15 protein-coding genes and 1 riboswitch are annotated in these 21889 nt (G+C 54.8%); of the genes, 2 read left to right on the top strand and 13 right to left on the bottom strand.

Annotation, left to right across the window (positions count from 1 at the left end; translation table 11 throughout):
* Positions 1 to 2: 2 nt before the first annotated feature.
* The 5 genes from rapA to araB form a co-directional block, all read right to left on the bottom strand.
* Entirely contained in the window at positions 3 to 2909 is a 2907-nt protein-coding gene (rapA, locus tag RGV86_RS16295) for an RNA polymerase-associated protein RapA (RefSeq protein ID WP_085460313.1), read from the bottom strand.
* Between the two features lie 164 nt (positions 2910 to 3073).
* Entirely contained in the window at positions 3074 to 5425 is a 2352-nt protein-coding gene (polB, locus tag RGV86_RS16300) for a DNA polymerase II (protein ID WP_085460314.1), read from the bottom strand.
* Between the two features lie 74 nt (positions 5426 to 5499).
* Positions 5500 to 6195 (bottom strand): L-ribulose-5-phosphate 4-epimerase, encoded by a 696-nt coding sequence (gene araD / locus RGV86_RS16305; RefSeq protein WP_000888701.1) that lies wholly within the window; start codon positions 6193 to 6195, stop codon positions 5500 to 5502.
* A 168-nt stretch (positions 6196 to 6363) separates the two neighbouring features.
* A complete protein-coding gene (gene araA / locus RGV86_RS16310) occupies positions 6364 to 7866 on the bottom strand; it encodes an L-arabinose isomerase (RefSeq protein WP_000151749.1) in 1503 nt (500 codons plus the stop codon).
* A gap of 10 nt (positions 7867 to 7876) precedes the next feature.
* Complete coding sequence (gene araB / locus RGV86_RS16315; RefSeq protein WP_085460315.1) at positions 7877 to 9577, bottom strand: ribulokinase; 1701 nt, start codon at positions 9575 to 9577, stop codon at positions 7877 to 7879.
* Positions 9578 to 9916: 339 nt separating this feature from the next.
* Between araB and araC the strand changes: the two genes are divergently transcribed.
* Positions 9917 to 10795 (top strand): arabinose operon transcriptional regulator AraC, encoded by an 879-nt coding sequence (gene araC, locus RGV86_RS16320; protein WP_016159393.1) that lies wholly within the window; start codon positions 9917 to 9919, stop codon positions 10793 to 10795.
* An 85-nt stretch (positions 10796 to 10880) separates the two neighbouring features.
* Positions 10881 to 11645, top strand: a complete 765-nt coding sequence (locus tag RGV86_RS16325; RefSeq protein ID WP_001148380.1) for a DedA family protein — start codon at positions 10881 to 10883, stop codon at positions 11643 to 11645.
* Positions 11646 to 11726: 81 nt separating this feature from the next.
* Here RGV86_RS16325 and thiQ read toward each other — a convergent pair whose 3' ends face one another.
* The 8 genes from thiQ to leuA form a co-directional block, all read right to left on the bottom strand.
* A complete protein-coding gene (thiQ, locus tag RGV86_RS16330) occupies positions 11727 to 12425 on the bottom strand; it encodes a thiamine ABC transporter ATP-binding protein ThiQ (RefSeq protein ID WP_085460316.1) in 699 nt (232 codons plus the stop codon).
* On the bottom strand, positions 12409 to 14019 hold the full coding sequence (gene thiP / locus RGV86_RS16335) for a thiamine/thiamine pyrophosphate ABC transporter permease ThiP (protein WP_085460317.1): 1611 nt from the start codon (positions 14017 to 14019) through the stop codon (positions 12409 to 12411). Before thiP ends, thiQ begins: the two co-directional genes overlap by 17 nt.
* Positions 13995 to 14978, bottom strand: coding sequence for a thiamine ABC transporter substrate binding subunit (thiB, locus tag RGV86_RS16340; RefSeq protein ID WP_024212615.1), 984 nt, complete (start codon positions 14976 to 14978; stop codon positions 13995 to 13997). Before thiB ends, thiP begins: the two co-directional genes overlap by 25 nt.
* 30 nt (positions 14979 to 15008) lie before the next feature.
* Positions 15009 to 15108: riboswitch (TPP riboswitch) on the bottom strand.
* Between the two features lie 33 nt (positions 15109 to 15141).
* On the bottom strand, positions 15142 to 16797 hold the full coding sequence (gene sgrR, locus RGV86_RS16345) for a DNA-binding transcriptional regulator SgrR (RefSeq protein WP_085460318.1): 1656 nt from the start codon (positions 16795 to 16797) through the stop codon (positions 15142 to 15144).
* A 328-nt stretch (positions 16798 to 17125) separates the two neighbouring features.
* Positions 17126 to 17731: a 3-isopropylmalate dehydratase small subunit gene (leuD, locus tag RGV86_RS16355; protein ID WP_000818244.1), complete on the bottom strand. Its 606-nt coding sequence runs from the start codon at positions 17729 to 17731 to the stop codon at positions 17126 to 17128.
* 10 nt (positions 17732 to 17741) lie between these two features.
* Positions 17742 to 19142, bottom strand: coding sequence for a 3-isopropylmalate dehydratase large subunit (gene leuC, locus RGV86_RS16360; RefSeq protein ID WP_001140644.1), 1401 nt, complete (start codon positions 19140 to 19142; stop codon positions 17742 to 17744).
* A 2-nt stretch (positions 19143 to 19144) separates the two neighbouring features.
* On the bottom strand, positions 19145 to 20236 hold the full coding sequence (gene leuB / locus RGV86_RS16365) for a 3-isopropylmalate dehydrogenase (protein ID WP_000042349.1): 1092 nt from the start codon (positions 20234 to 20236) through the stop codon (positions 19145 to 19147).
* On the bottom strand, positions 20236 to 21807 hold the full coding sequence (gene leuA / locus RGV86_RS16370; protein ID WP_000082869.1) for a 2-isopropylmalate synthase: 1572 nt from the start codon (positions 21805 to 21807) through the stop codon (positions 20236 to 20238). The genes leuB and leuA overlap by 1 nt, the downstream gene beginning before the upstream one ends.
* Positions 21808 to 21889 lie beyond the last annotated feature (82 nt).

The following is a 21889-nucleotide window of genomic DNA, read 5'->3' on the forward strand; positions in this document are numbered from 1 at the left end:
CGTTACTGATGCGTCACAACGATTAAACGCAGGGCATCCAGACGCCAGCCTGCCTGATCCAGACTTTCCATTACCTGCTGACGGTTGCTTTCAATGGCGGCCAGTTCGTCGTCACGAATGTTCGGGTTCACTGCGCGCAGTGCTTCCAGACGCGACAGTTCCGCAGACAGTTTTTCGTCAGCTTCGTTACGCGCCGCATCGATCAGTGCACGGGCAGACTTCTCAATCTGCGCTTCACCCAGTTGCAGGATAGCGTGAACCTCTTGCTGTACGGCGTTAACCAGCTTGCTACCGGTGTGGCGATTCACTGCGTTAAGCTGACGGTTAAAGGTTTCAAACTCTACCTGTGCCGCCAGGTTGTTGCCGTTTTTATCCAACAGCATACGTACCGGCGTCGGCGGCAGGAAGCGGTTAAGCTGTAACTGCTTCGGCGCTTGTGCTTCAACCACGTAAATCAGCTCCACCAACAGCGTACCTACCGGCAACGCTTTGTTTTTCAACAGTGAAATCGTGCTGCTACCAGTATCGCCAGAAAGGATCAGATCCAGACCGTTGCGGATCAGCGGATGCTCCCAGGTAATAAACTGTGCATCTTCACGCGCCAGCGCCACTTCACGATCAAAGGTGATGGTAATACCGTCTTCCGACAAGCCCGGGAAGTCCGGCACCAGCATATGATCGGACGGCGTCAGCACGATCATGTTGTCGCCGCGATCGTCCTGATTAATACCGATAATATCGAACAGGTTCATGGCGAAGGCGATCAGGTTGGTATCGTCATCCTGCTCTTCAATGCTTTCTGCCAGTGCCTGGGCTTTTTCGCCACCGTTGGAGTGGATCTCCAGCAGGCGGTCACGACCCTGCTCCAGTTGTGCTTTCAGGGCTTCGTGTTGCTCGCGGCAGTTTTTGATCAGATCGTCAAAGCCTTCGGTTTGATCGGGTGAAGCCAGGTAGTTAATCAGATCGTTGTACACGCTATCGTAGATAGTACGTCCGGTCGGGCAGGTGTGCTCGAACGCATCCAGACCTTCGTGATACCAGCGCACCAGCACCGACTGAGCGGTTTTTTCCAGATAAGGTACGTGGATCTGAATATCGTGCGCCTGACCGATACGATCCAGACGACCAATACGCTGCTCCAGCAGGTCTGGGTTGAACGGTAGATCGAACATTACCATGTGGCTGGCGAACTGGAAGTTACGTCCTTCAGAACCGATTTCCGAGCACAGCAGCACCTGTGCGCCGGTATCTTCTTCGGCGAACCAGGCGGCTGCGCGGTCACGTTCGATAATCGACATGCCTTCGTGGAACACCGCTGCGCGAATACCTTCACGTTCGCGAAGCACCTGCTCTAGTTGCAGCGCGGTGGCGGCTTTGGCGCAGATCACCAACACTTTCTGCGAGCGATGACTGGTCAGATAGCCCATCAGCCACTCAACGCGCGGATCAAAGTTCCACCAGGTGGCGTTATCGCCTTCAAATTCCTGATAAATACGCTCCGGATAGAGCATATCGCGGGCGCGGTCTTCCGCACTTTTACGTGCGCCCATAATGCCGGACACTTTAATAGCCGTCTGATACTGCGTCGGCAGCGGCAGCTTAATGGTGTGCAGCTCGCGTTTCGGGAAGCCTTTTACGCCGTTACGGGTGTTACGGAACAGCACGCGGCTGGTGCCGTGGCGATCCATCAGCATCGAAACCAGTTCCTGACGGGCGCTCTGGGCATCTTCGCTGTCGCTGTTTGCTGCTTGCAACAGCGGCTCGATATCCTGTTCGCCGATCATCTCACCGAGCATGTTCAGTTCGTCATTGCTCAGTTTGTTACCTGCCAGCAGCATGGCAACGGCGTCCGCAACCGGACGATAATTTTTCTGCTCTTCAACGAATTGCGCGAAATCGTGGAAACGGTTCGGGTCCAGCAGACGCAGACGGGCGAAGTGGCTTTCCATCCCCAGCTGTTCCGGGGTTGCGGTCAGCAGCAGAACGCCCGGCACATGCTCTGCCAGTTGTTCAATGGCCTGATATTCACGGCTCGGCGCATCTTCGCTCCACACCAGGTGATGCGCTTCATCGACCACCAGCAGGTCCCACTCGGCTTCACAGAGATGTTCCAGACGCTGTTTGCTACGACGGGCAAAATCCAGCGAGCAAATCACCAACTGTTCGGTATCGAACGGGTTGTAAGCATCGTGCTGAGCTTCGGCATAACGCTCATCATCAAACAGAGCAAAACGCAGGTTGAAACGGCGCAGCATTTCTACCAGCCACTGATGCTGTAAAGTTTCCGGGACGATAATCAGCACACGTTCAGCAGCGCCAGAGAGCAACTGCTGATGCAGGATCATCCCAGCTTCAATGGTTTTCCCTAAACCCACTTCGTCAGCCAGCAGAACGCGCGGCGCGTGGCGGCGACCAACATCATGAGCGATGTTGAGCTGGTGCGGGATCAGACTGGTACGCTGACCGCGCAGGCCGCTGTACGGCATACGGAACTGTTCGCTGGAATACTTACGCGCGCGATAACGCAGCGCAAAGCGATCCATGCGGTCGATCTGCCCGGCAAACAGGCGGTCTTGCGGTTTGCTGAACACCAGTTTGCTATCAAGGAAAACTTCGCGCAGGGCCACGCCGGCTTCTTCAGTATCCAGGCGAGTACCGATATAGGTCAGCAAGCCATTTTCTTCTTTTACTTCTTCGACTTGCATCTGCCAGCCATCGTGGCTGGTAATGGTATCACCAGGGTTGAACATCACGCGGGTCACGGGGGAATCACTGCGTGCGTACAGACGGTTTTCACCCGTAGATGGGAAAAGCAGAGTGACAGTTCGCGCATCCACCGCGACAACGGTTCCAAGTCCCAATTCGCTTTCTGTATCGCTGATCCAGCGTTGACCAAGTGTAAAAGGCATATGTGTTCGGCTCTATATCTTTAATTGCAGGCAATAACTACCCGCTACCGGGCTTATGTGGTAGTGGCGTTATTCAGGTCCAGGAATGGAAAGGGCGCTATGGTACTGGATGGCAAAGGATTCGTCACGCATCAAAATGGTATCTGACGAACTCTTTTTTTTGCTCAAAATAGCCCAAGTTGCCCGGTCATAAGTGTAGCAAAATTATCCTCAATAAAAGGGAGTATTCCTTCCGCCACCGGTTGAAGCTGGCGAGTCAGATAGTGTTCGTAATCCAGCGGTGAACGTTGATAGTCCAGCGGTTCCGGGCCGTTTATGGTCCAGACATATTTAATGGTGCCACGGTTCTGATATTGCAAAGGACGACCACGCTTTTGGTTTTCTTCATCGGCAAGGCGTGCGGCGCGTACATGAGGTGGCACATTACGCTGATATTCGCTCAGCGGACGGCGAAGGCGTTTACGGTAAACCAGCCGCGCATCCAGTTCACCTGCCATCAGTTTGTCGATGGTCTCGCGGATATAATCCTGATATGGCTCGTTGCGAAAGATGCGCAAATACAGCTCCTGCTGAAACTGCTGAGCCAGTGGCGTCCAGTCGGTGCGCACCGTTTCCAGCCCTTTAAATACCATCCGCTGTTTGTCACCCTCCTGAATCAGCCCGGCATAACGCTTTTTACTGCCGGTATCGGCTCCGCGAATGGTTGGCATCAGAAAACGGCAGAAATGAGTTTCATACTCCAGTTCCAGTGCGCTGGTCAGCCGTTGTTTTTGCAGCGTTTCAGCCCACCAGGCGTTAACGTACTGCACCAGTGTACGACCGATTTTCGCCGCCTCTTCTTCCGAATGTGCGCCTTTCAGCCAGACAAACGTTGAGTCGGTGTCGCCGTAGATCACGTCATAGCCTTGCGCTTCAATTAACGCTTTGGTTTGCCGCATGATCTGATGTCCGCGCATGGTGATCGACGACGCCAGGCGCGGATCGAAGAACCGGCAGGCGGTCGTACCAAGCACGCCATAAAAGGCATTCATAATGATCTTCAGCGCCTGCGACAGCGGCTTATTGCCCTGACGTTTGGCTTCATCGCGTCCATGCCAGATGTTAGTTACGATCTCTGGCAGGCAATGTTTTTCCCTCGAGAACCAGGCTTCGAGAAAACCTTCGGTACTGTGCTCTGGATCGGGGTGCGCCATGCCTTCCACCAGCCCGACGGGATCAATCAGAAAGGTGCGGATGATCGACGGGTACAGGCTTTTGTAGTCCAGCACCAGCACCGAATCATACAGCCCTGGTCGCGAATCCATCACGTAGCCGCCAGGGCTGGCGTGCGGCGGCACTTCGCCGAGATTAGGCGCGACATAACCAGCGCGATGCATTCGCGGAAAATAGAGATGACCAAACGCCGCCACCGAACCCCCGTGGCGATCTACAGGCAGGCCGTTAACCGTCGCCCGTTCGAGTAAAAACGGCATGATTTCGGTTTTGTGGAAGATCTGGGTGACCAGCTCGCAATCTTTCAGGTTATAAGTCGCAAGCGAAGGTTTATCTTCGGCGAAACGGCGGTCAATCTCGTCCATCCGATCCCACGGGTTATCGATAGATTTGCCTTCGCCTAACAGCTCCTGAGCGACAGTTTCCAGCGAGAATGAAGAGAAATTCCAGAACGCGGATTTTAGCGCCTCGATACCGTCGATAATTAGCCGGCCTTTGGCCTGGGCAAAAAAGACGCCGTTTTTAAAGCCGTGCTCACGCCACTCCAGCTCGCTGTTATCACGCCCCAGACGCAGCGGAATGCGGTATCTCTCAGCATGTTTTTGCAGCATTCGCAGATCGAACTGCACCACGTTCCAGCCGATGATCACATCGGGATCGTGGTTGGCAAACCAGGCGTTGAGTTTTTCCAGTAGCTGCGGGCGGCTGGCGACGTATTCCAGTTCGAAATCGAGCGAGGAGGCGTCGCCATTCTCTGGCCCCAGCATATAAACGATGCGCTGCCCGCAACCTTCCAGGCCGATGCAGTACAGCTCACCATGGCGGGTGGTTTCAATATCTATAGAGACCCACTTGAGCGGCGGGCGGTAGTCGGGATGCGGTTTCAGGCGAGCATTAACGATAGCGCCATCACGCAAATCACCCTCGACCCACACCGGAGCGGTAATAAACCGTTCCATCAGATAGCGTTCTGGCGGGCGCACATCGGCCTCGTAAACGGTAACGCCAGCTTCACGCAGGCGCTTTTCATAATTCATCAACTGGCGATGGGCGCGACAATAAAGGCCATACACCGGCTGGCGGTGAAAATCCTTTAACGCCAGCGGCGTCAGGCGAAATCCTTGCTCACCCTGCAAAATATGTTGAGTGCGGGGAACGTGATCAGCGGGAATAAACGCCACGGACTCTTGCGGCGCAAGCGTGACCTGCAACGGCCCGTTGTCCGTCGCTAACCAAAAGGAAACTTCGGTTCCTTGCGGGGTGTCCCGCCAGTGTCGGGTTAAGATAAAACTTGCCTGCGCCACGCTGAAAATCCAATAAAAAACCAGGCTTGAGTATAGCCTGGTTTTGGTTGACTGGCTGTGGTTTTATACAGTCATTACTGGCCGTAATAGGCTTTTGCGCCATGCTTACGCAGATAGTGCTTATCCAGCAATGTTTGTTGCATATCCGGTAACTGCGGCGCTAACTGACGGCAGAAAATCCCCATATAAGCGACTTCTTCCAGCACGATGGCGTTGTGCACCGCATCTTCGGCATTTTTACCCCACGCAAACGGACCGTGAGAATGCACCAGCACGCCTGGCATTTGCGCCGCATCGATACCCTGTTTTTCGAAGGTTTCTACGATGACGTTACCGGTTTCCCACTCATATTCACCGTTGATTTCTGCGTCGGTCATTTTGCGGGTGCAGGGAATGGTGCCGTAGAAATAGTCGGCGTGGGTGGTGCCGGTTGCTGGAATCGACTGACCCGCCTGCGCCCAGATGGTGGCGTGGCGCGAGTGTGTATGCACAATGCCACCAATGGACGGGAATGCCTGATAGAGCAGCCGGTGAGTTGGCGTGTCGGAGGAGGGCTTTTTCTTGCCCTCAACCACTTCACCGGTTTCGATACTGACCACGACCATATCGTCGGCGGTCATGACGCTGTAATCGACGCCGGAAGGTTTGATCACCAAGACGCCGCGCCCGCGATCAACGGCGCTGACGTTGCCCCAGGTCAGCGTGACCAGGTTGTGTTTTGGGAGCGCCAGATTGGCTTCTAATACCTGGCGTTTGAGATCTTCTAACATGTTGACTCCAGAGAGGTCATTTCCCCTCACCCCGGCCCTCTCCCCAAAGGGGCGAGGGGGAAAAGAATGCCGGATGCGCTTTGCTTATCCGGCCTACAAAATCGCAGCGCGTAGGCCTGATAAGACGCGTCAGCGTCGCATCAGGCGTTGAATGCCTGATGCGACTACTTAGCGACGAAATCCGTAATACACTTCGTTCCAGCGCAGCGCGTCTTTAAACGCAGGCAGGCGGGTGTCGTTATCAATCACCGTGATTTCAATGTCGTGCATCTCGGCAAACTGGCGCATATCGTTCAGGTTCAGCGCATGGCTGAAGACGGTATGGTGCGCGCCGCCGGCGAGGATCCACGCTTCGGAAGCGGTTGGCAGATCCGGTTGCGCTTTCCACAGCGCATTCGCCACCGGTAGTTTCGGCAAGGAGTGCGGGGTTTTCACCGTGTCGATGCAGTTAACCAGCAGACGGTAACGATCGCCGAGATCAATCAAGCTGGCGACAATCGCAGGGCCGGTTTGGGTGTTGAAGATCAGGCGGGCAGGATCGTCTTTACCGCCAATGCCAAGGTGCTGAACGTCGAGGATCGGTTTCTCTTCTGCGGCGATCGACGGGCAGACTTCCAGCATATGGGAGCCGAGCACCAGATCATTACCTTTCTCGAAGTGATAGGTGTAGTCCTCCATAAAGGAGGTGCCGCCCTGCAGACCGGTTGACATCACCTTCATGATGCGAAGCAGGGCGGCAGTTTTCCAGTCGCCTTCGCCCGCAAAGCCGTAACCCTGCTGCATCAGACGCTGTACGGCGAGACCCGGAAGCTGTTTCAGGCCGTGCAAATCTTCAAAGGTGGTGGTGAACGCGTGGAAGCCACCTTGTTCCAGGAAACGCTTCATCCCCAGCTCAATACGTGCCGCTTCCAGCACGTTCTGCCGTTTTTCGCCGTGGATTTGTGTGGCAGGCGTCATGATGTAGCTGCTTTCGTACTCATCGACCAGCGCGTTAACATCGCCATCGCTGATGGAGTTTACCACCTGCACCAGATCGCCAACCGCCCAGGTATTCACCGAGAAACCGAACTTGATCTGTGCGGCAACTTTATCGCCGTCAGTGACCGCCACTTCACGCATGTTGTCGCCAAAACGGCAGACTTTCAGATGACGGGTATCCTGTTTAGATACCGCCTGACGCATCCAGGAGCCGATACGCTCATGCGCTTGCTTATCCTGCCAGTGACCGGTAACGACGGCATGTTGCTGACGCATACGCGCGCCGATGAAGCCGAACTCGCGGCCGCCGTGCGCGGTCTGGTTCAGGTTCATAAAGTCCATGTCGATGCTGTCCCACGGCAGCGCCGCGTTGAATTGGGTGTGGAATTGCAGCAACGGTTTGTTGAGCATGGTCAGGCCGTTGATCCACATTTTTGCCGGGGAGAAAGTGTGCAGCCACACCACCAGACCGGCGCAACGATCGTCGTAATTGGCGTCGCGGCAAATAGCGGTGATTTCATCCGGCGTGGTGCCCAGCGGTTTCAGCACCAGTTTGCAGGGCAGTTTCGCTTCAGTATTCAGCGCATTAACGACGTGCTCGGCATGTTGGGTGACCTGACGCAGAGTCTCTGGGCCGTAAAGATGTTGGCTGCCAATGACAAACCACACTTCATAATTATCAAAAATCGTCATAGTCGTGTCCTTATAGAGTCGGAACGGCCTGGGCAGCCTGTGCCGGGGCGGAAGTTGGAAGATAGTGTTGTTCGGCGCTCATCGCCCATTGCTGATAGCGGCGATAAAGCTGTTCAAAGCGTTGTGCCTGTTCGGTGCGCGGTTGCAGGGTTTTTTCTACCGCACTGGCCATTTTTTGCTGTGCTGATGGGATGTCTGCGTGCACTTTCGCGGCGACGGCAGCGAAAATCGCCGCACCGAGCGCACAGCACTGGTCAGAGGCAACAATTTGCAGCGGGCGATTCAGCACGTCGCAGCAGGTCTGCATAATGACCTGGTTTTTCCGCGCGATGCCGCCCAGCGCCATCACGTTATTGACGGCGATCCCCTGACCGGTGAAGCATTCCATAATCGCGCGAGCGCCAAAGGCGGTGGCGGCAATCAAACCGCCGAACAGCGCCGGGGCGTCGGTGGCGAGATTGAGATCGGTAATCACCCCTTTCAGGCGTTGGTTTGCGTTCGGTGTGCGGCGGCCGTTAAACCAGTCGAGCACCACCGGCAGGTGATCCAGAGACGGATTTTTGGCCCACGCCTCGGTCAGCGCCGGAAGCAGTTGTTTCTGGCTGGCGTTGATTTGCTCTTTCAGTTCCGGATGCTGGGCGGCAAGCTGTTCCAGCGGCCAGCCGAGTACGCGACCAAACCAGGCGTAGATATCACCAAAGGCCGATTGGCCTGCTTCCAGACCGATAAATCCAGGCACCACGCTGCCATCAACCTGGCCGCAAATACCTTTCACCGCGCGTTCACCGACGCTGTGTTTGTCGGCAATCAGAATGTCGCAGGTGGAAGTGCCGATAACTTTTACCAGCGCGTTAGGCTGTGCGCCTGCGCCAACTGCGCCCATATGGCAGTCAAACGCGCCGCCGGAAATCACCACGCTTTCAGGCAGGCCGAGACGCTGCGCCCATTCCGGACATAAGGTGCCCACCGGAATATCGGCAGTCCAGGTATCAGTGAATAGCGGGGAAGGTAAATGACGGTTGAGGATTGGATCCAGCTCATCAAAGAAACTGGCTGGTGGCAGGCCGCCCCAGCTTTCGTGCCACAGTGATTTATGCCCGGCGCTGCAACGTCCACGACGGATATCCTGCGGGTGGGTGGTGCCGGAAAGCAGGGCTGGCACCCAATCGCACAGCTCAACCCACGATGCGGCAGATTGCGCAACAGCGTTGTCCTGACGGGTAACGTGGAGAATTTTCGCCCAGAACCATTCGCTGGAATAAATACCGCCAATATAGCGGGAGTAGTCAACGTTGCCCGGTGTGTGACATAAGCGGGTGATCTCTTCTGCTTCTTCAACCGCAGTGTGGTCTTTCCACAATACGAACATCGCGTTCGGGTTTTCGGCAAACTCCGGGCGCAGCGCCAGCACGTTACCGTCAGCGTCAATCGGTGCGGGCGTCGAGCCGGTGCTGTCCACGCCAATTCCGACCACAGTTGCGCGCTGTTCGGCGCTAAGCTCTGCAAGCACGGTTTTCAGCGCCGCTTCCATTGACTCAATGTAGTCACGCGGATGATGACGGAACTGGTTATTCGGGGCATCACAAAATTGCCCTTTCTGCCAACGGGGATACCACTCTACGCTGGTGGCGATCTCTTCACCGGTGGCGCAGTCCACCGCCAAAGCTCGCACAGAATCACTGCCAAAATCGAGGCCAATTGCAATCGCCATCGTTTCACTCCATCCAAAAAAAACGGGTATGGAGAAACAGTAGAGAGTTGCGATAAAAACAGTCAGGCAGTATTCGCTAATCTTATGGATAAAAATGCTATTGCATAGCAAAGTGTGACGCCGTGCAAATAATCAATGTGGACTTTTCTGCCGCGATTATAGACACTTTTGTTACGCGTTTTTGTCATGGCTTTCGTCCCTCCTTGTTACAAAATGCTTTTCACAAGCGGGGTTGCCGGTTGGATTAGTGAAGATAGCCCACCAGAGACGCAATGCTGATGATGTTTAATGCAATATGGACAATTGGTTTCTTCTCTGATTGGCGGGAGTATGAAAAGTATGGCTGAAGCACAAAATGATCCCCTGCTGCCGGGTTACTCGTTTAACGCCCATCTGGTGGCGGGGTTAACGCCGATTGAGGCCAACGGTTATCTCGATTTTTTTATCGACCGGCCGCTGGGAATGAAAGGCTATATTCTCAACCTCACCATTCGTGGACAGGGTGTGGTGAAAAATCAGGGACGAGAATTTGTCTGCCGGCCGGGCGATATTTTGCTGTTCCCGCCGGGAGAAATTCATCACTACGGTCGTCATCCGGAGGCTCGTGAATGGTATCACCAGTGGGTTTACTTTCGTCCGCGCGCCTACTGGCATGAATGGCTTAACTGGCCGTCAATATTTGCCAATACGGGTTTCTTTCGCCCGGATGAAGCGCACCAGCCGCATTTCAGCGATCTGTTCGGGCAAATCATTAACGCCGGGCAAGGGGAAGGGCGCTATTCGGAATTGCTGGCGATAAATCTTCTTGAGCAATTGTTACTGCGGCGTATGGAAGCGATTAATGAGTCGCTCCATCCGCCGATGGATAATCGGGTACGCGAGGCTTGTCAGTACATCAGCGATCACCTGGCGGACAGCAATTTTGATATCGCCAGCGTTGCGCAGCATGTCTGCCTGTCGCCGTCGCGTCTGTCGCATCTGTTCCGCCAGCAGTTAGGGATTAGCGTCTTAAGCTGGCGCGAGGACCAGCGCATTAGTCAGGCGAAGCTGCTTTTGAGCACCACCCGGATGCCTATCGCCACCGTCGGGCGCAATGTTGGCTTTGATGATCAACTCTATTTTTCCAGGGTATTTAAAAAATGTACCGGGGCGAGCCCTAGTGAGTTCCGTGCTGGTTGTGAAGAAAAAGTGAATGATGTAGCTGTCAGGTTGTCATAACTGGTAACGAATCAGACAATTGATGGCTTGACGGAGTGGCAATGGGTTTGCAGAATCCCTGCTTCGTCCCTTTGACAGGCACATTATGCAAGCATTGCTGGAACACTTTATTACCCAATCCACCGTGTACTCATTGATGGCGGTGTTATTGGTGGCTTTTCTGGAGTCGCTGGCGCTGGTCGGGTTGATTCTACCCGGTACGGTGCTGATGGCGGGGCTGGGGGCGCTGATTGGCAGTGGCGAGTTAAGTTTCTGGCACGCCTGGCTGGCAGGGATTATTGGCTGCCTGATGGGCGACTGGATCTCCTTCTGGCTGGGCTGGCGTTTTAAAAAGCCGTTGCATCGTTGGTCATTTCTGAAGAAAAACAAAGCACTACTCGACAAAACCGAACATGCGCTGCATCAGCACAGCATGTTCACCATTCTGGTCGGTCGTTTTGTCGGCCCGACGCGTCCGCTGGTGCCAATGGTGGCGGGGATGCTGGATCTGCCGGTGGCGAAATTTATCACGCCAAATATTATCGGCTGTTTGTTGTGGCCGCCGTTTTACTTCCTGCCGGGGATTCTGGCGGGCGCGGCGATTGATATTCCTGCCGGGATGCAGAGCGGTGAGTTTAAGTGGCTGTTGCTGGCGACGGCGGTGTTTTTGTGGGTTGGCGGCTGGCTGTGTTGGCGGTTATGGCGCAGCGGTAAAGCAACTGACCGTTTAAGTCATTATTTGTCGCGTGGTCATTTGTTGTGGCTGACACCGTTGATATCTGCCACTGGCGTGGTGGCGCTGGTGGTGTTAATTCGCCATCCGTTGATGCCGGTGTATATCGATATTTTGCGTAAAGTGGTTGGGGTTTAGGGGATAGTTTGCACCGGCGCTGGTTTGTTCCCCTCACCCTAACCCTCTCCCCAGAGGGGCGAGGGGACTGTCCGTGCGCTTTTAACCTGTAATTCCCAACAGCGCCGAAGCACTCGCCTTACCGCTCAACAACTCATCAGTCTTACCCTGCCAGGCGATGCGCCCGTCGGCGACCACCACCGAGCGCGTGGCGATCCGCGCCGCATCTTCCACACTGTGCGATACCATCAACAGCGTCATTTTTTGCTGCTGGCAGCTCGTGCTCACCAGCGTCAACATCTCCTGACGTAACGCCGGATCGAGCGCGGAGAACGGTTCATCAAGCAATAAAATCGGCTGTTCGCGTACCAGACAACGCGCTAACGCTACGCGCTGCCGCTGACCGCCGGAAAGCTCGCCCGGTAACCGCGCCATTAAATTATCAATCCCCATCTGGCGGGCGATAGCGTGCATTTTCCCCTGCTGTGCCGCGTTCAGTTTCAATCCCGGATTTAGCCCCAGCCCGATGTTCTGCTCGACCGTCAGGTGGCTGAACAGGTTGTTCTCCTGAAACAGCATCGATACCGGACGGCGTGACGGTGGCGTCGTGGTGTGATCAACGCCGTCGATAGTCAGCGAACCGCTGGCTGGCGTCAGAAAACCGGCGATCAAATTCAGCAGGGTACTTTTACCCGCGCCGCTTGGCCCGAGGATCGCCACCTGCTCGCCGCGTTCCACCGTTAAGCTAAAACGCATCGGCAAATGGTGGTAAAGCCAGGTGATATCAGTCAGTTTTAACATTTCGCCCCGGTAGTTTTTCAATCACGGTAAACAGCAGAAAACAGAGCAGCAGCAGAATTAACGCGGTGACCGCACCGTCCTGGCTGCGATAAGAGCCAATTTGCTGGTAGAGATAAAACGGCAGGGTGCGGAAATCGTCGTTACCGAACAACGCCACCACGCCAAAATCACCAATCGACAGCACGCAGGCAAAGGCCAACGCCTGCGCCAGTGGACGTTTCAGGGCGCGCAGCTCCACCACTTTTAAGCGCGACCAGCCTTCAATGCCCAGCGACTGACACAACATGCTGTAGCGGGTGGTGATATCGCGCATCGGATTTTCCAGTACCTTCAGCGCGTAAGGGATCGCCATTAACGCATTGGTGAAAATCACAATGCCGTCAGCAGATTGCGGCAGGCCAGTCGTATTGTTGAGCAGCAAAAAGAAACCCGTTGCCAGTACAATACCCGGCATGGCGAGGATCAACATGCCGCTCATCTCCAGCGCCTGACCCGCCAGTATTTTTTGCCGCGCCCGCAGTTCGCGACTGCTCCACAGCAGCATCATGGTCAGCACTACACACAATACACCTGCCGCCAGCGCAATACGCAACGAGGTCCACAGCGCCTGCCACAGCACCGGTTGTGCCAGCACTTCCGGCAACTGGCGATTTACCCCATCGACGATCACCGCCAGTAACGGTGGCAGCAACAGCAGCAGCGCCAGCACAATTAACACAGTGTCGCAAATGCGGCTATGCAGACGATCGTCCGGGTCGCGCCAGCCTTGCAGCAGCGTGGTGCCGGGCGCAATGGCCTTACTTAGTCGTTGACTCAGCAGCACCAGCCCAAGGCAACACACCATCTGGATCAGCGCCAGCATCGCCGCGCGGGCAGGATCGTAGTCGTAACTCAGCGCCTGATAAATAGCCAGCTCGATAGTGGTCGCCTGCGGACCGCCGCCCAGTGATAGCACGGTGGCGAAGCTGGCGAAACAGAGCATAAAGATAAGCGCGGCAACCGGCGGGATTTGTCGCCGTAACCACGGCCATTCGACGAAACGAAAGAAATGCCAGCCGCGCATCCCAAGCTGTGCGGCAAGTTGACGTTGTTCGCCGGGAATGTTTTCCAGTGCCTGAAGTAATAAACGGCTAGCCATCGGCAGATTAAAAAACACATGGGCCAGCAAAATGCCTTGCAGGCCGTAGGGCGAAAAGGTCCACTCCAGACCGAGCGATTGGCAGAGTGTTGCCAGCCAGCCCTGGCGACCATAGACGCTAAGAATGCCGAAAACAGCAACCAGCACCGGGAGGATCAAGGTCATTGCGCACAGACGTAACAGCGCCAGCCGACCCGGAAAGCGCCTGCGATAAAGCGCGCGGGCAAGGAATATTGCGGGTACGACAGAGAGCAACGCCGAGAGAAACGCCTGCCAGAAGGAGAAGCGCACCACATGCCACAGGTAGCTGTCCTGCCAGATTGCCGCCCAGCTACCCTGCGGCGCGTTCCACCACAGGGCGAGAAACGCCGCCAGTGCAACCGCCACCACAAGCGTAGCGGCGCTTACACCTGGAATTAACCAACCGGGAATTAACGGCTGACGGCGCGTTGCCATTCGCTAATCCATGCCTGACGTTGTGCCGCCACTTCGGCTGGCGTGAATTCCAGCGTGGTTGCTGGTTTGGTCAGTTGTTCAAATCCGGCAGGCAGCGCGACGTTTGCCACCGGATACATCCAGTTGCCGGTTGGGATCGCATTCTGGAAAGCCGGAGAAACCATAAACTGGAGGAATTTTTGCGCCAGCTCCGGCTGCTTGCTGGCAGCGGTGCGGGCGGCGACTTCCACCTGCAGATAGTGACCTTCGCTGAAGTTCGCGGCGGCGTAGTTATCTTTCTTCTCTTCGAGAATGTGATAAGCCGGAGAGGTGGTATAACTCAGTACCAGATCGCTTTCGCCTTTTAAAAACAGGCCGTAGGCTTCGCTCCAGCCCTTCGTTACCGTGACGGTTTTTTTCGCCAGTTTCTGCCAGGCTTGCGGGGCGTTATTGCCATAGACTTTTTGCATCCACAACAGCAGACCTAGCCCCGGCGTACTGGTACGCGGATCTTCATAAATCACTCGCCAGTTCTGATCGCTCTCAACCAGCTCTTTCAGGCTTTGCGGCGGATTTTTTAGTTTGTTCTTGTCATAGACGAAGGCGAAATAACCGTAATCAAACGGTACGAACGTGTCATTATTCCAGCCGCCGGGAACGTTAACGGCATCCGCTGCCACACCGCTTTTAGCAAACAGCCCAGTTTTGCTTGCGGCATCTAACAGATTGTTATCCAGCCCCAGCACCACATCGGCTTTGCTGTTTTTGCCTTCCATCCGCAGACGGTTGAGCAGTGAGACACCATCTTCCAGCGCCACCAGTTTCAGTTCGCAGTTACAGTCGGCTTCAAAGGCTTTTTTAACCACCGGACCAGGCCCCCAGTCGGCGGCGAAGGAGTCGTAGGTATAAACAGTCAGAACGGGTTTAGCGAAAACGGGCGCTGTGCACAGCAACAGCAGGGGAAGACATTTTTTTAACACTTTGCACCTCAAAAAAGAGTGGCAAAGGACTTGAGAAGGAGCCTCAAATCCCTTCGCCGGCGTTATCCGGATCAGGTTCGACGGGTATTTTCTCAGCGCACGCGTCTGCGTGGCACCCCGTTGAGAACGGCGTTAGTGTAGTGATTTTGTTATCAACCAGCAATCATGGATCCGGCGGCGCAAACCACGCCGATTTAAAATCGAACCAACCGAGGGTATTCATGCGCAGGCCGCGCATACTGCGTTGCCCCTGAATAATCAGCCAGTGATGGATCAGCGGCACCATTGCTTTGCTGGCGACCAGTTGCTGGCACCAGTTCGCCAGATTCATCTCGCCATTGCGCCAGCGGGCGGCGTCGGCTTGCCAGTCGATCTGAATACAGTGTTGTAGCAACGGCACCTCGCACAAGTGCGCGAACAGCGAAAAATCTAGCGGTAGCGTAAAGTTGGCGCTGTTAAGCCAGATGTCGCTTTCAATCTCACCTTCGTGCCACTGATCGTAGCTGATCTCTTTGATTTCCAGCGTGACATGGTGACTTGCCAGAATCTGCTGCATGATCCTGGCAATGACCCGATGTTCAATATGATCCTGGTAAAAGGTCAGGGTGAGATGTTCCAGTCCGGCTGGTTTTTCGCAATGTGTCGGGCGGGCATGGTGCCAGCGGGGGAGCATTCCATAAGCCGGGAACCACAGTTGCTGGTACTGTTCCTCGGCGAAATAAACCAGATTGGTCGGAGAAAGCACATAGCTTACCCAGTTTCTGACTTGCTGATTCGCCCCGCGATGGGTGCGGCTGTCGAACAGTAAATAGTAGCAACCTTCCTCCAGACGGCTTTCAATCTCTTTTTCCTCGCCCTGTGGTCCTTTCAGCATCAGCCCTCCGGCTGGCTCGTCGGCAATTTCCGGCAAGACCCAGACGTTAACCTCGTCGATTAGCGCGCGATAACCGAAGAAGTCATCGAATGCCTGAATTTTCAGTTGATTGGCGCTGTTACGCATTACCGCATACGGACCGGTGCCGATGGGATGGCTGGCAAAGTTGCTGAGGGTTTCCCATTCACGCGGCAGGATCATCGCCGGAACTTGCCCCAGCAGTAACGGCAACCAGCGGTCTGGCTGCGTGAGATGGATATCCAGCGTCCAGGGCGTCGGCGATACAATTTCAGCAATATGCGAATAGAGCGGCAGCGTATTGATCCGTTTCAATGAGGCGATCACGTCGTCCATTTCCAGTTCACGACCATGATGAAAATGGACACCCGGACGTAAAAAGAAGCGCCAGTGAAGCGGGGAAATTTGTTGCCAGTGGTGGGCGATGTCCGCTTCCAGTTCCCCATTTTCCTCATTTATGCGGGTTAACGCGCTGAAGATTTGCCGGGCGATATGCGTTTCGGAACGGCGTAATGCGCTGCCAGGCAGCAGGTTGCGCAACGGACGATAGTAGAGGACGCGCAGGATGTGTCGCCCCTGGCGGAAGCTACGCCCCAGATGAGAAACCAGCATTTGCCGCACGGCGGTTTTATCACCGACAAGTTGTACCAGTTGGTCGATGCGATCCTGCTCCAGCAGATCCTCTGCCCGCTGTTGTTGTAGCGCCAGCCCGGTATAGAGGAACGTTAAACGCGAGCGTTTGCCGCGCCCGACTTCCGCTTCCCACGTCAGCCAGCCGCGATCCTGCATGGTGTTGAGCAGGGTGCGCATATGACGACGGGAGCAGCTCAATAACTCCGCCAGTTCGTTCAGCGTTGTCTCCTGAGATTTACCCTCACAGCATTGCCACAGGCGGATGAACTGTTGTTGCAGACGAGCAGATGGCATAAAAGGGGAACTCCTGCGCAAAAGTCAGCAATTTTATTTTCCCTATATTAAGTCAATAATTCTTAACGATGAAGCAATGAGGTATCCCATGCGTCAGTTTTAGCGGCACTATTTTATCGTGACAGAGAAGATGTGCTGGCTTCGCGGGTTAAGTGTTCTACAACGTTTAGCTATGCCTGAAGAACAAGATGCAGTGGGAGGGGAGTGATTCTGACTACTGATTTGCAGACATCATGTGTGACTGAGTATTGGTGTTAATCGCCACGCCAGCAGTGAATACCTGCTGGCTTTTTTCTTTTTAGCGATTGAGTGCCGGACGGTGTACAAACTAACGCATAAACGCCGGTTGCTTCTCTTCATAAGCCGCAATGGCGTCGTCGTGCTGCAGGGTCAGACCGATGCTGTCCAGACCATTCATCATGCAGTGGCGGCGGAAGGCATCGATGGTAAAGCGATAGGTTTTCTCTCCCGCTTTCACCTCTTGCGCCTCCAGATCCACATCGAAGTGAATCCCCGGATTGGCTTTCACCAGGGCAAACAGCTCGTCCACTTCTTCATCGCTTAATTTCACCGGCAGCAACTGGTTATTAAAGCTGTTGCCGTAAAAGATATCGGCGAAACTCGGCGCAATCACCACTTTAAAACCGTAATCGGTCAACGCCCACGGCGCGTGCTCACGCGAGGAACCGCAGCCGAAGTTTTCTCGCGCCAGCAAAATGGAAGCCCCTTGATATTGCGGGAAGTTCAGCACAAAGTCCGGGTTTGGCTGTTGGCCTTTTTCATCGAGAAAACGCCAGTCGTTAAACAGATGCGCGCCAAAACCAGTGCGCGTCACTTTCTGCAAAAACTGTTTCGGGATAATCGCATCGGTATCGACATTGGCGGCATCCAGCGGAACCACCAGGCCTGTGTGTTTGATAAATTTCTCTGCCATAGTGTGCTCCTTATTTGATGTTGCGAATGTCGGCGAAATGTCCGGTCACGGCAGCGGCGGCCGCCATTGCCGGGCTGACCAGATGCGTGCGCCCGCCGCGCCCCTGGCGGCCTTCAAAGTTACGGTTGCTGGTAGAGGCACAACGCTCGCCCGGATTCAGACGGTCGTTGTTCATCGCCAGACACATTGAGCAGCCAGGCAAGCGCCATTCAAAACCGGCTTCAATAAAGATTTTGTCCAGACCTTCCGCTTCTGCCTGGGCTTTTACCGGACCGGAGCCGGGAACCACCAGTGCCTGTACGCCTGGCGCGACTTTCCGGCCTTTGGCGATTTCCGCCGCCGCGCGTAAATCTTCAATACGTGAGTTGGTACAGGAGCCGATAAACACTTTGTCGATAGCCACTTCGGTCAGCGGAATACCCGGTTTCAGTCCCATATAGGCCAACGCTTTTTCTGCCGACGCGCGTTCAACCGGATCGGCAAACGAAGCGGGATCAGGGATATTCTCGTTAACGGAGATCACCTGTCCTGGGTTAGTTCCCCAGGTCACCTGTGGGGCTATCTCTTCTGCTTGCAGAGTGATAACGGTATCGAAAGTTGCGCCTTCGTCGGTTTGCAGGGTTTTCCAGTAGGCGACGGCGTCGTCGAAATCTTTGCCTTTCGGCGCATGAAGACGGCCTTTGACATAGTTAAAGGTGGTTTCGTCCGGCGCAACCAGACCAGCTTTCGCACCCATTTCGATTGCCATATTGCACAGAGTCATGCGGCCTTCCATGCTTAAATCACGGATTGCTTCGCCGCAAAACTCCACCACATGCCCGGTGCCGCCTGCGCTGCCGGTTTTACCGATGATCGCCAGCACGATATCTTTCGCGGTAATGCCAGGCGCAGCTTTGCCTTGGACTTCAATTTTCATGGTCTTCGCACGACCCTGTTTCAGGGTTTGCGTTGCCAGTACGTGTTCAACTTCGGAAGTACCGATACCAAACGCCAGTGCGCCAAACGCGCCGTGAGTGGCGGTATGTGAGTCACCGCAAACAATGGTCATCCCCGGCAAGGTGACACCCTGTTCTGGCCCCATCACGTGGACGATCCCCTGATACGGGTGATTCAGGTCATACAGCTCAACGCCAAACTCTTTGCAGTTTTTGATCAGTTCCTGCATCTGGATGCGCGCCATTTCACCGCAGGCATTAATGTCTTTGGTCTGGGTAGAGACGTTGTGATCCATGGTGGCGAAGGTTTTACCTGGCTGACGCACCGGGCGGCCGTGGGCGCGCAGGCCATCGAACGCCTGCGGTGAGGTCACTTCATGTACCAGATGGCGGTCGATATATAACAGAGGGGTTTCGTTTTCAGCTTCGTAGACTACGTGAGCGTCGAACAATTTTTCGTATAACGTCTTAGCCATGATTACACCCCTTCAGCCACATAGCGGGCAATGATATCGCCCATTTCATCGGTACTAACGGCGGCAGCGCCCCGGGCTAAATCCCCGGTGCGAATGCCTTCTTCTAATGCGCGGTTAATGGCGCGTTCAATGGCGGAAGCCGCATCATCGGCATCCAGGCTGTAGCGCAGCAGCAGCGCCAGCGACAGAATTTGCGCAATCGGGTTGGCGATGTTTTTGCCTGCGATATCTGGTGCTGAGCCGCCCGCCGGTTCATACAGACCAAAACCTTGCTCGTTCAGGCTGGCGGAAGGCAACATCCCCATCGAGCCAGTGATCATCGCGCACTCATCAGAAAGAATGTCGCCAAACAGGTTGGAGCACAGCAGAACGTCAAACTGCGATGGATCTTTAATCAGCTGCATGGTGGCATTGTCGATGTACATATGCGCCAGTTCGACATCCGGATATTCAATGGCGATCTCGTTAACGATCTCCCGCCATAAAATAGAGGATTGCAGCACGTTGGCTTTATCGATCGACGTCACTTTGTGGCGACGCTTGCGGGCAGATTCAAACGCGATGCGAGCGATACGTTCGATCTCAAAACGGTGATACACCTCGGTATCAAATGCTTTTTCATATTGTCCGCTACCTTCGCGGCCTTTGGGCTGACCGAAATAGATGCCGCCGGTCAGTTCGCGCACGCACAGGATGTCGAAGCCGTTAGCGGCAATGTCTGCTCGCAGCGGGCAGAACGCTTCCAGTCCCTGATACAGTTTTGCCGGACGCAGGTTGCTGAATAATTTGAAGTGCTTACGCAAAGGCAACAGCGCGCCGCGTTCCGGTTGCTGGTCTGGTGGTAAATGTTCCCACTTCGGGCCACCAACTGAGCCAAACAGCACAGCATCGGCTTGCTCACAACCTTCAACCGTCGCAGGCGGCAGTGGTTGCCCGTGGTTATCAATGGCTGCGCCGCCTACATCGTAATGGCTGGTGGTGATGCGCATCGCAAAGCGGTTGCGCACGGCGTCCAGCACTTTCAGCGCCTGGGTCATCACTTCCGGCCCGATCCCATCTCCGGGCAATACGGCAATATGATAATTCTTCGACATCACACGGTTTCCTTGTTGTTTTCGTTGTGTTGAGCTTTGCGTTGCAACTCTTTTTCGACTTCTGCGGCGCGCCAGATATTGTTCAGCACGTGTACCATCGCTTTGGCGGAGGACTCGACAATATCAGTGGCCAGGCCGACGCCGTGGAAGCGGCGACCATTGTAGTTGGCGACAATATCCACCTGACCCAGCGCATCTTTACCGTGACCTTTGGCGGTCAGGCTGTATTTCACCAGTTCGACGTTGTAGTCAGTGATGCGGTTAATTGCCTGGTAGACGGCATCGACCGGGCCGTTGCCGTTGGCGGCTTCCGCTTTTACTTCCTCGCCACAGACCAGTTTGACGGCGGCGGTGGCGATATCGTTAGAGCCAGACTGCACGCTGAAGTAATCCAGACGGAAATGCTCCGGTTCTTCTTGCTGTTTACCGATGAAGGCCAGCGCCTCCAGGTCGTAATCAAACACCTGACCTTTCTTATCTGCCAGTTTCAGGAACGCGTCGTACAGGTTGTCTAAATTATATTCACTTTCTTTATATCCCATCTCATCCATGCGGTGTTTCACCGCCGCACGACCGGAACGAGAGGTCAAATTCAACTGGATTTGGTTCAGACCAATAGATTCTGGTGTCATGATTTCGTAGTTTTCGCGGTTTTTCAGCACACCATCCTGGTGAATACCTGAGGAGTGTGCGAACGCACCGCTGCCGACAATGGCTTTGTTTGCCGGGATCGGCATATTACAAATCTGGCTAACTAGCTGGCTGGTGCGCCATATTTCCTGGTGATTAATGGCGGTGTGGACGTTGAGAATATCCTTACGTACCTTAATCGCCATGATCACTTCTTCCAGCGAACAGTTACCGGCACGCTCGCCGATCCCGTTCATCGCGCCTTCTACCTGCCGCGCTCCGGCATGTACCGCCGCCAGTGAGTTGCCGACCGCCAGGCCTAAGTCGTCGTGGGTATGCACGGAAATAATGGCTTTATCGATGTTCGGTACACGTTCATACAGGCCGCTGATGATTCCGGCGAACTCAAACGGCATGGTGTAGCCCACGGTATCCGGAATGTTGATGGTGGTGGCGCCGGCGTTAATTGCCGCTTCGACCACTCGCGCCAGGTCGGCAATCGGTGTGCGTCCGGCATCTTCACAAGAAAACTCAACGTCATCAGTGTAATTACGTGCGCGTTTCACCATATAAATAGCACGTTCGATAACCTCATCCAGCGTACTGCGCAGCTTGGTGGCGATGTGCATTGGGGAGGTAGCAATAAAGGTATGAATACGGAAGGCTTCGGCGACTTTCAGGGATTCGGCCGCCACGTCGATATCTTTTTCCACGCAGCGGGCTAACGCACATACGCGGCTATTTTTGATCTGGCGGGCGATGGTTTGCACCGATTCAAAATCGCCCGGCGAAGAGACGGGGAAACCAACTTCCATCACATCAACCCCCATACGCTCAAGACCCAGCGCAATTTGCAGTTTTTCTTTCACACTCAAGCTTGCCTGTAACGCCTGTTCACCGTCGCGCAATGTGGTATCGAAAATAATGACTTGCTGGCTCATGGTTTGGGTCCTTATCTCTTTTAGAGCGCCTCGCTTCGGGCATAAAAAAACCCGCGCAATGGCGCGGGTTTTTTGTTTGACT

It is taken from the genome of Escherichia ruysiae, assembly GCF_031323975.1.
Lineage (GTDB): Bacteria > Pseudomonadota > Gammaproteobacteria > Enterobacterales > Enterobacteriaceae > Escherichia > Escherichia ruysiae.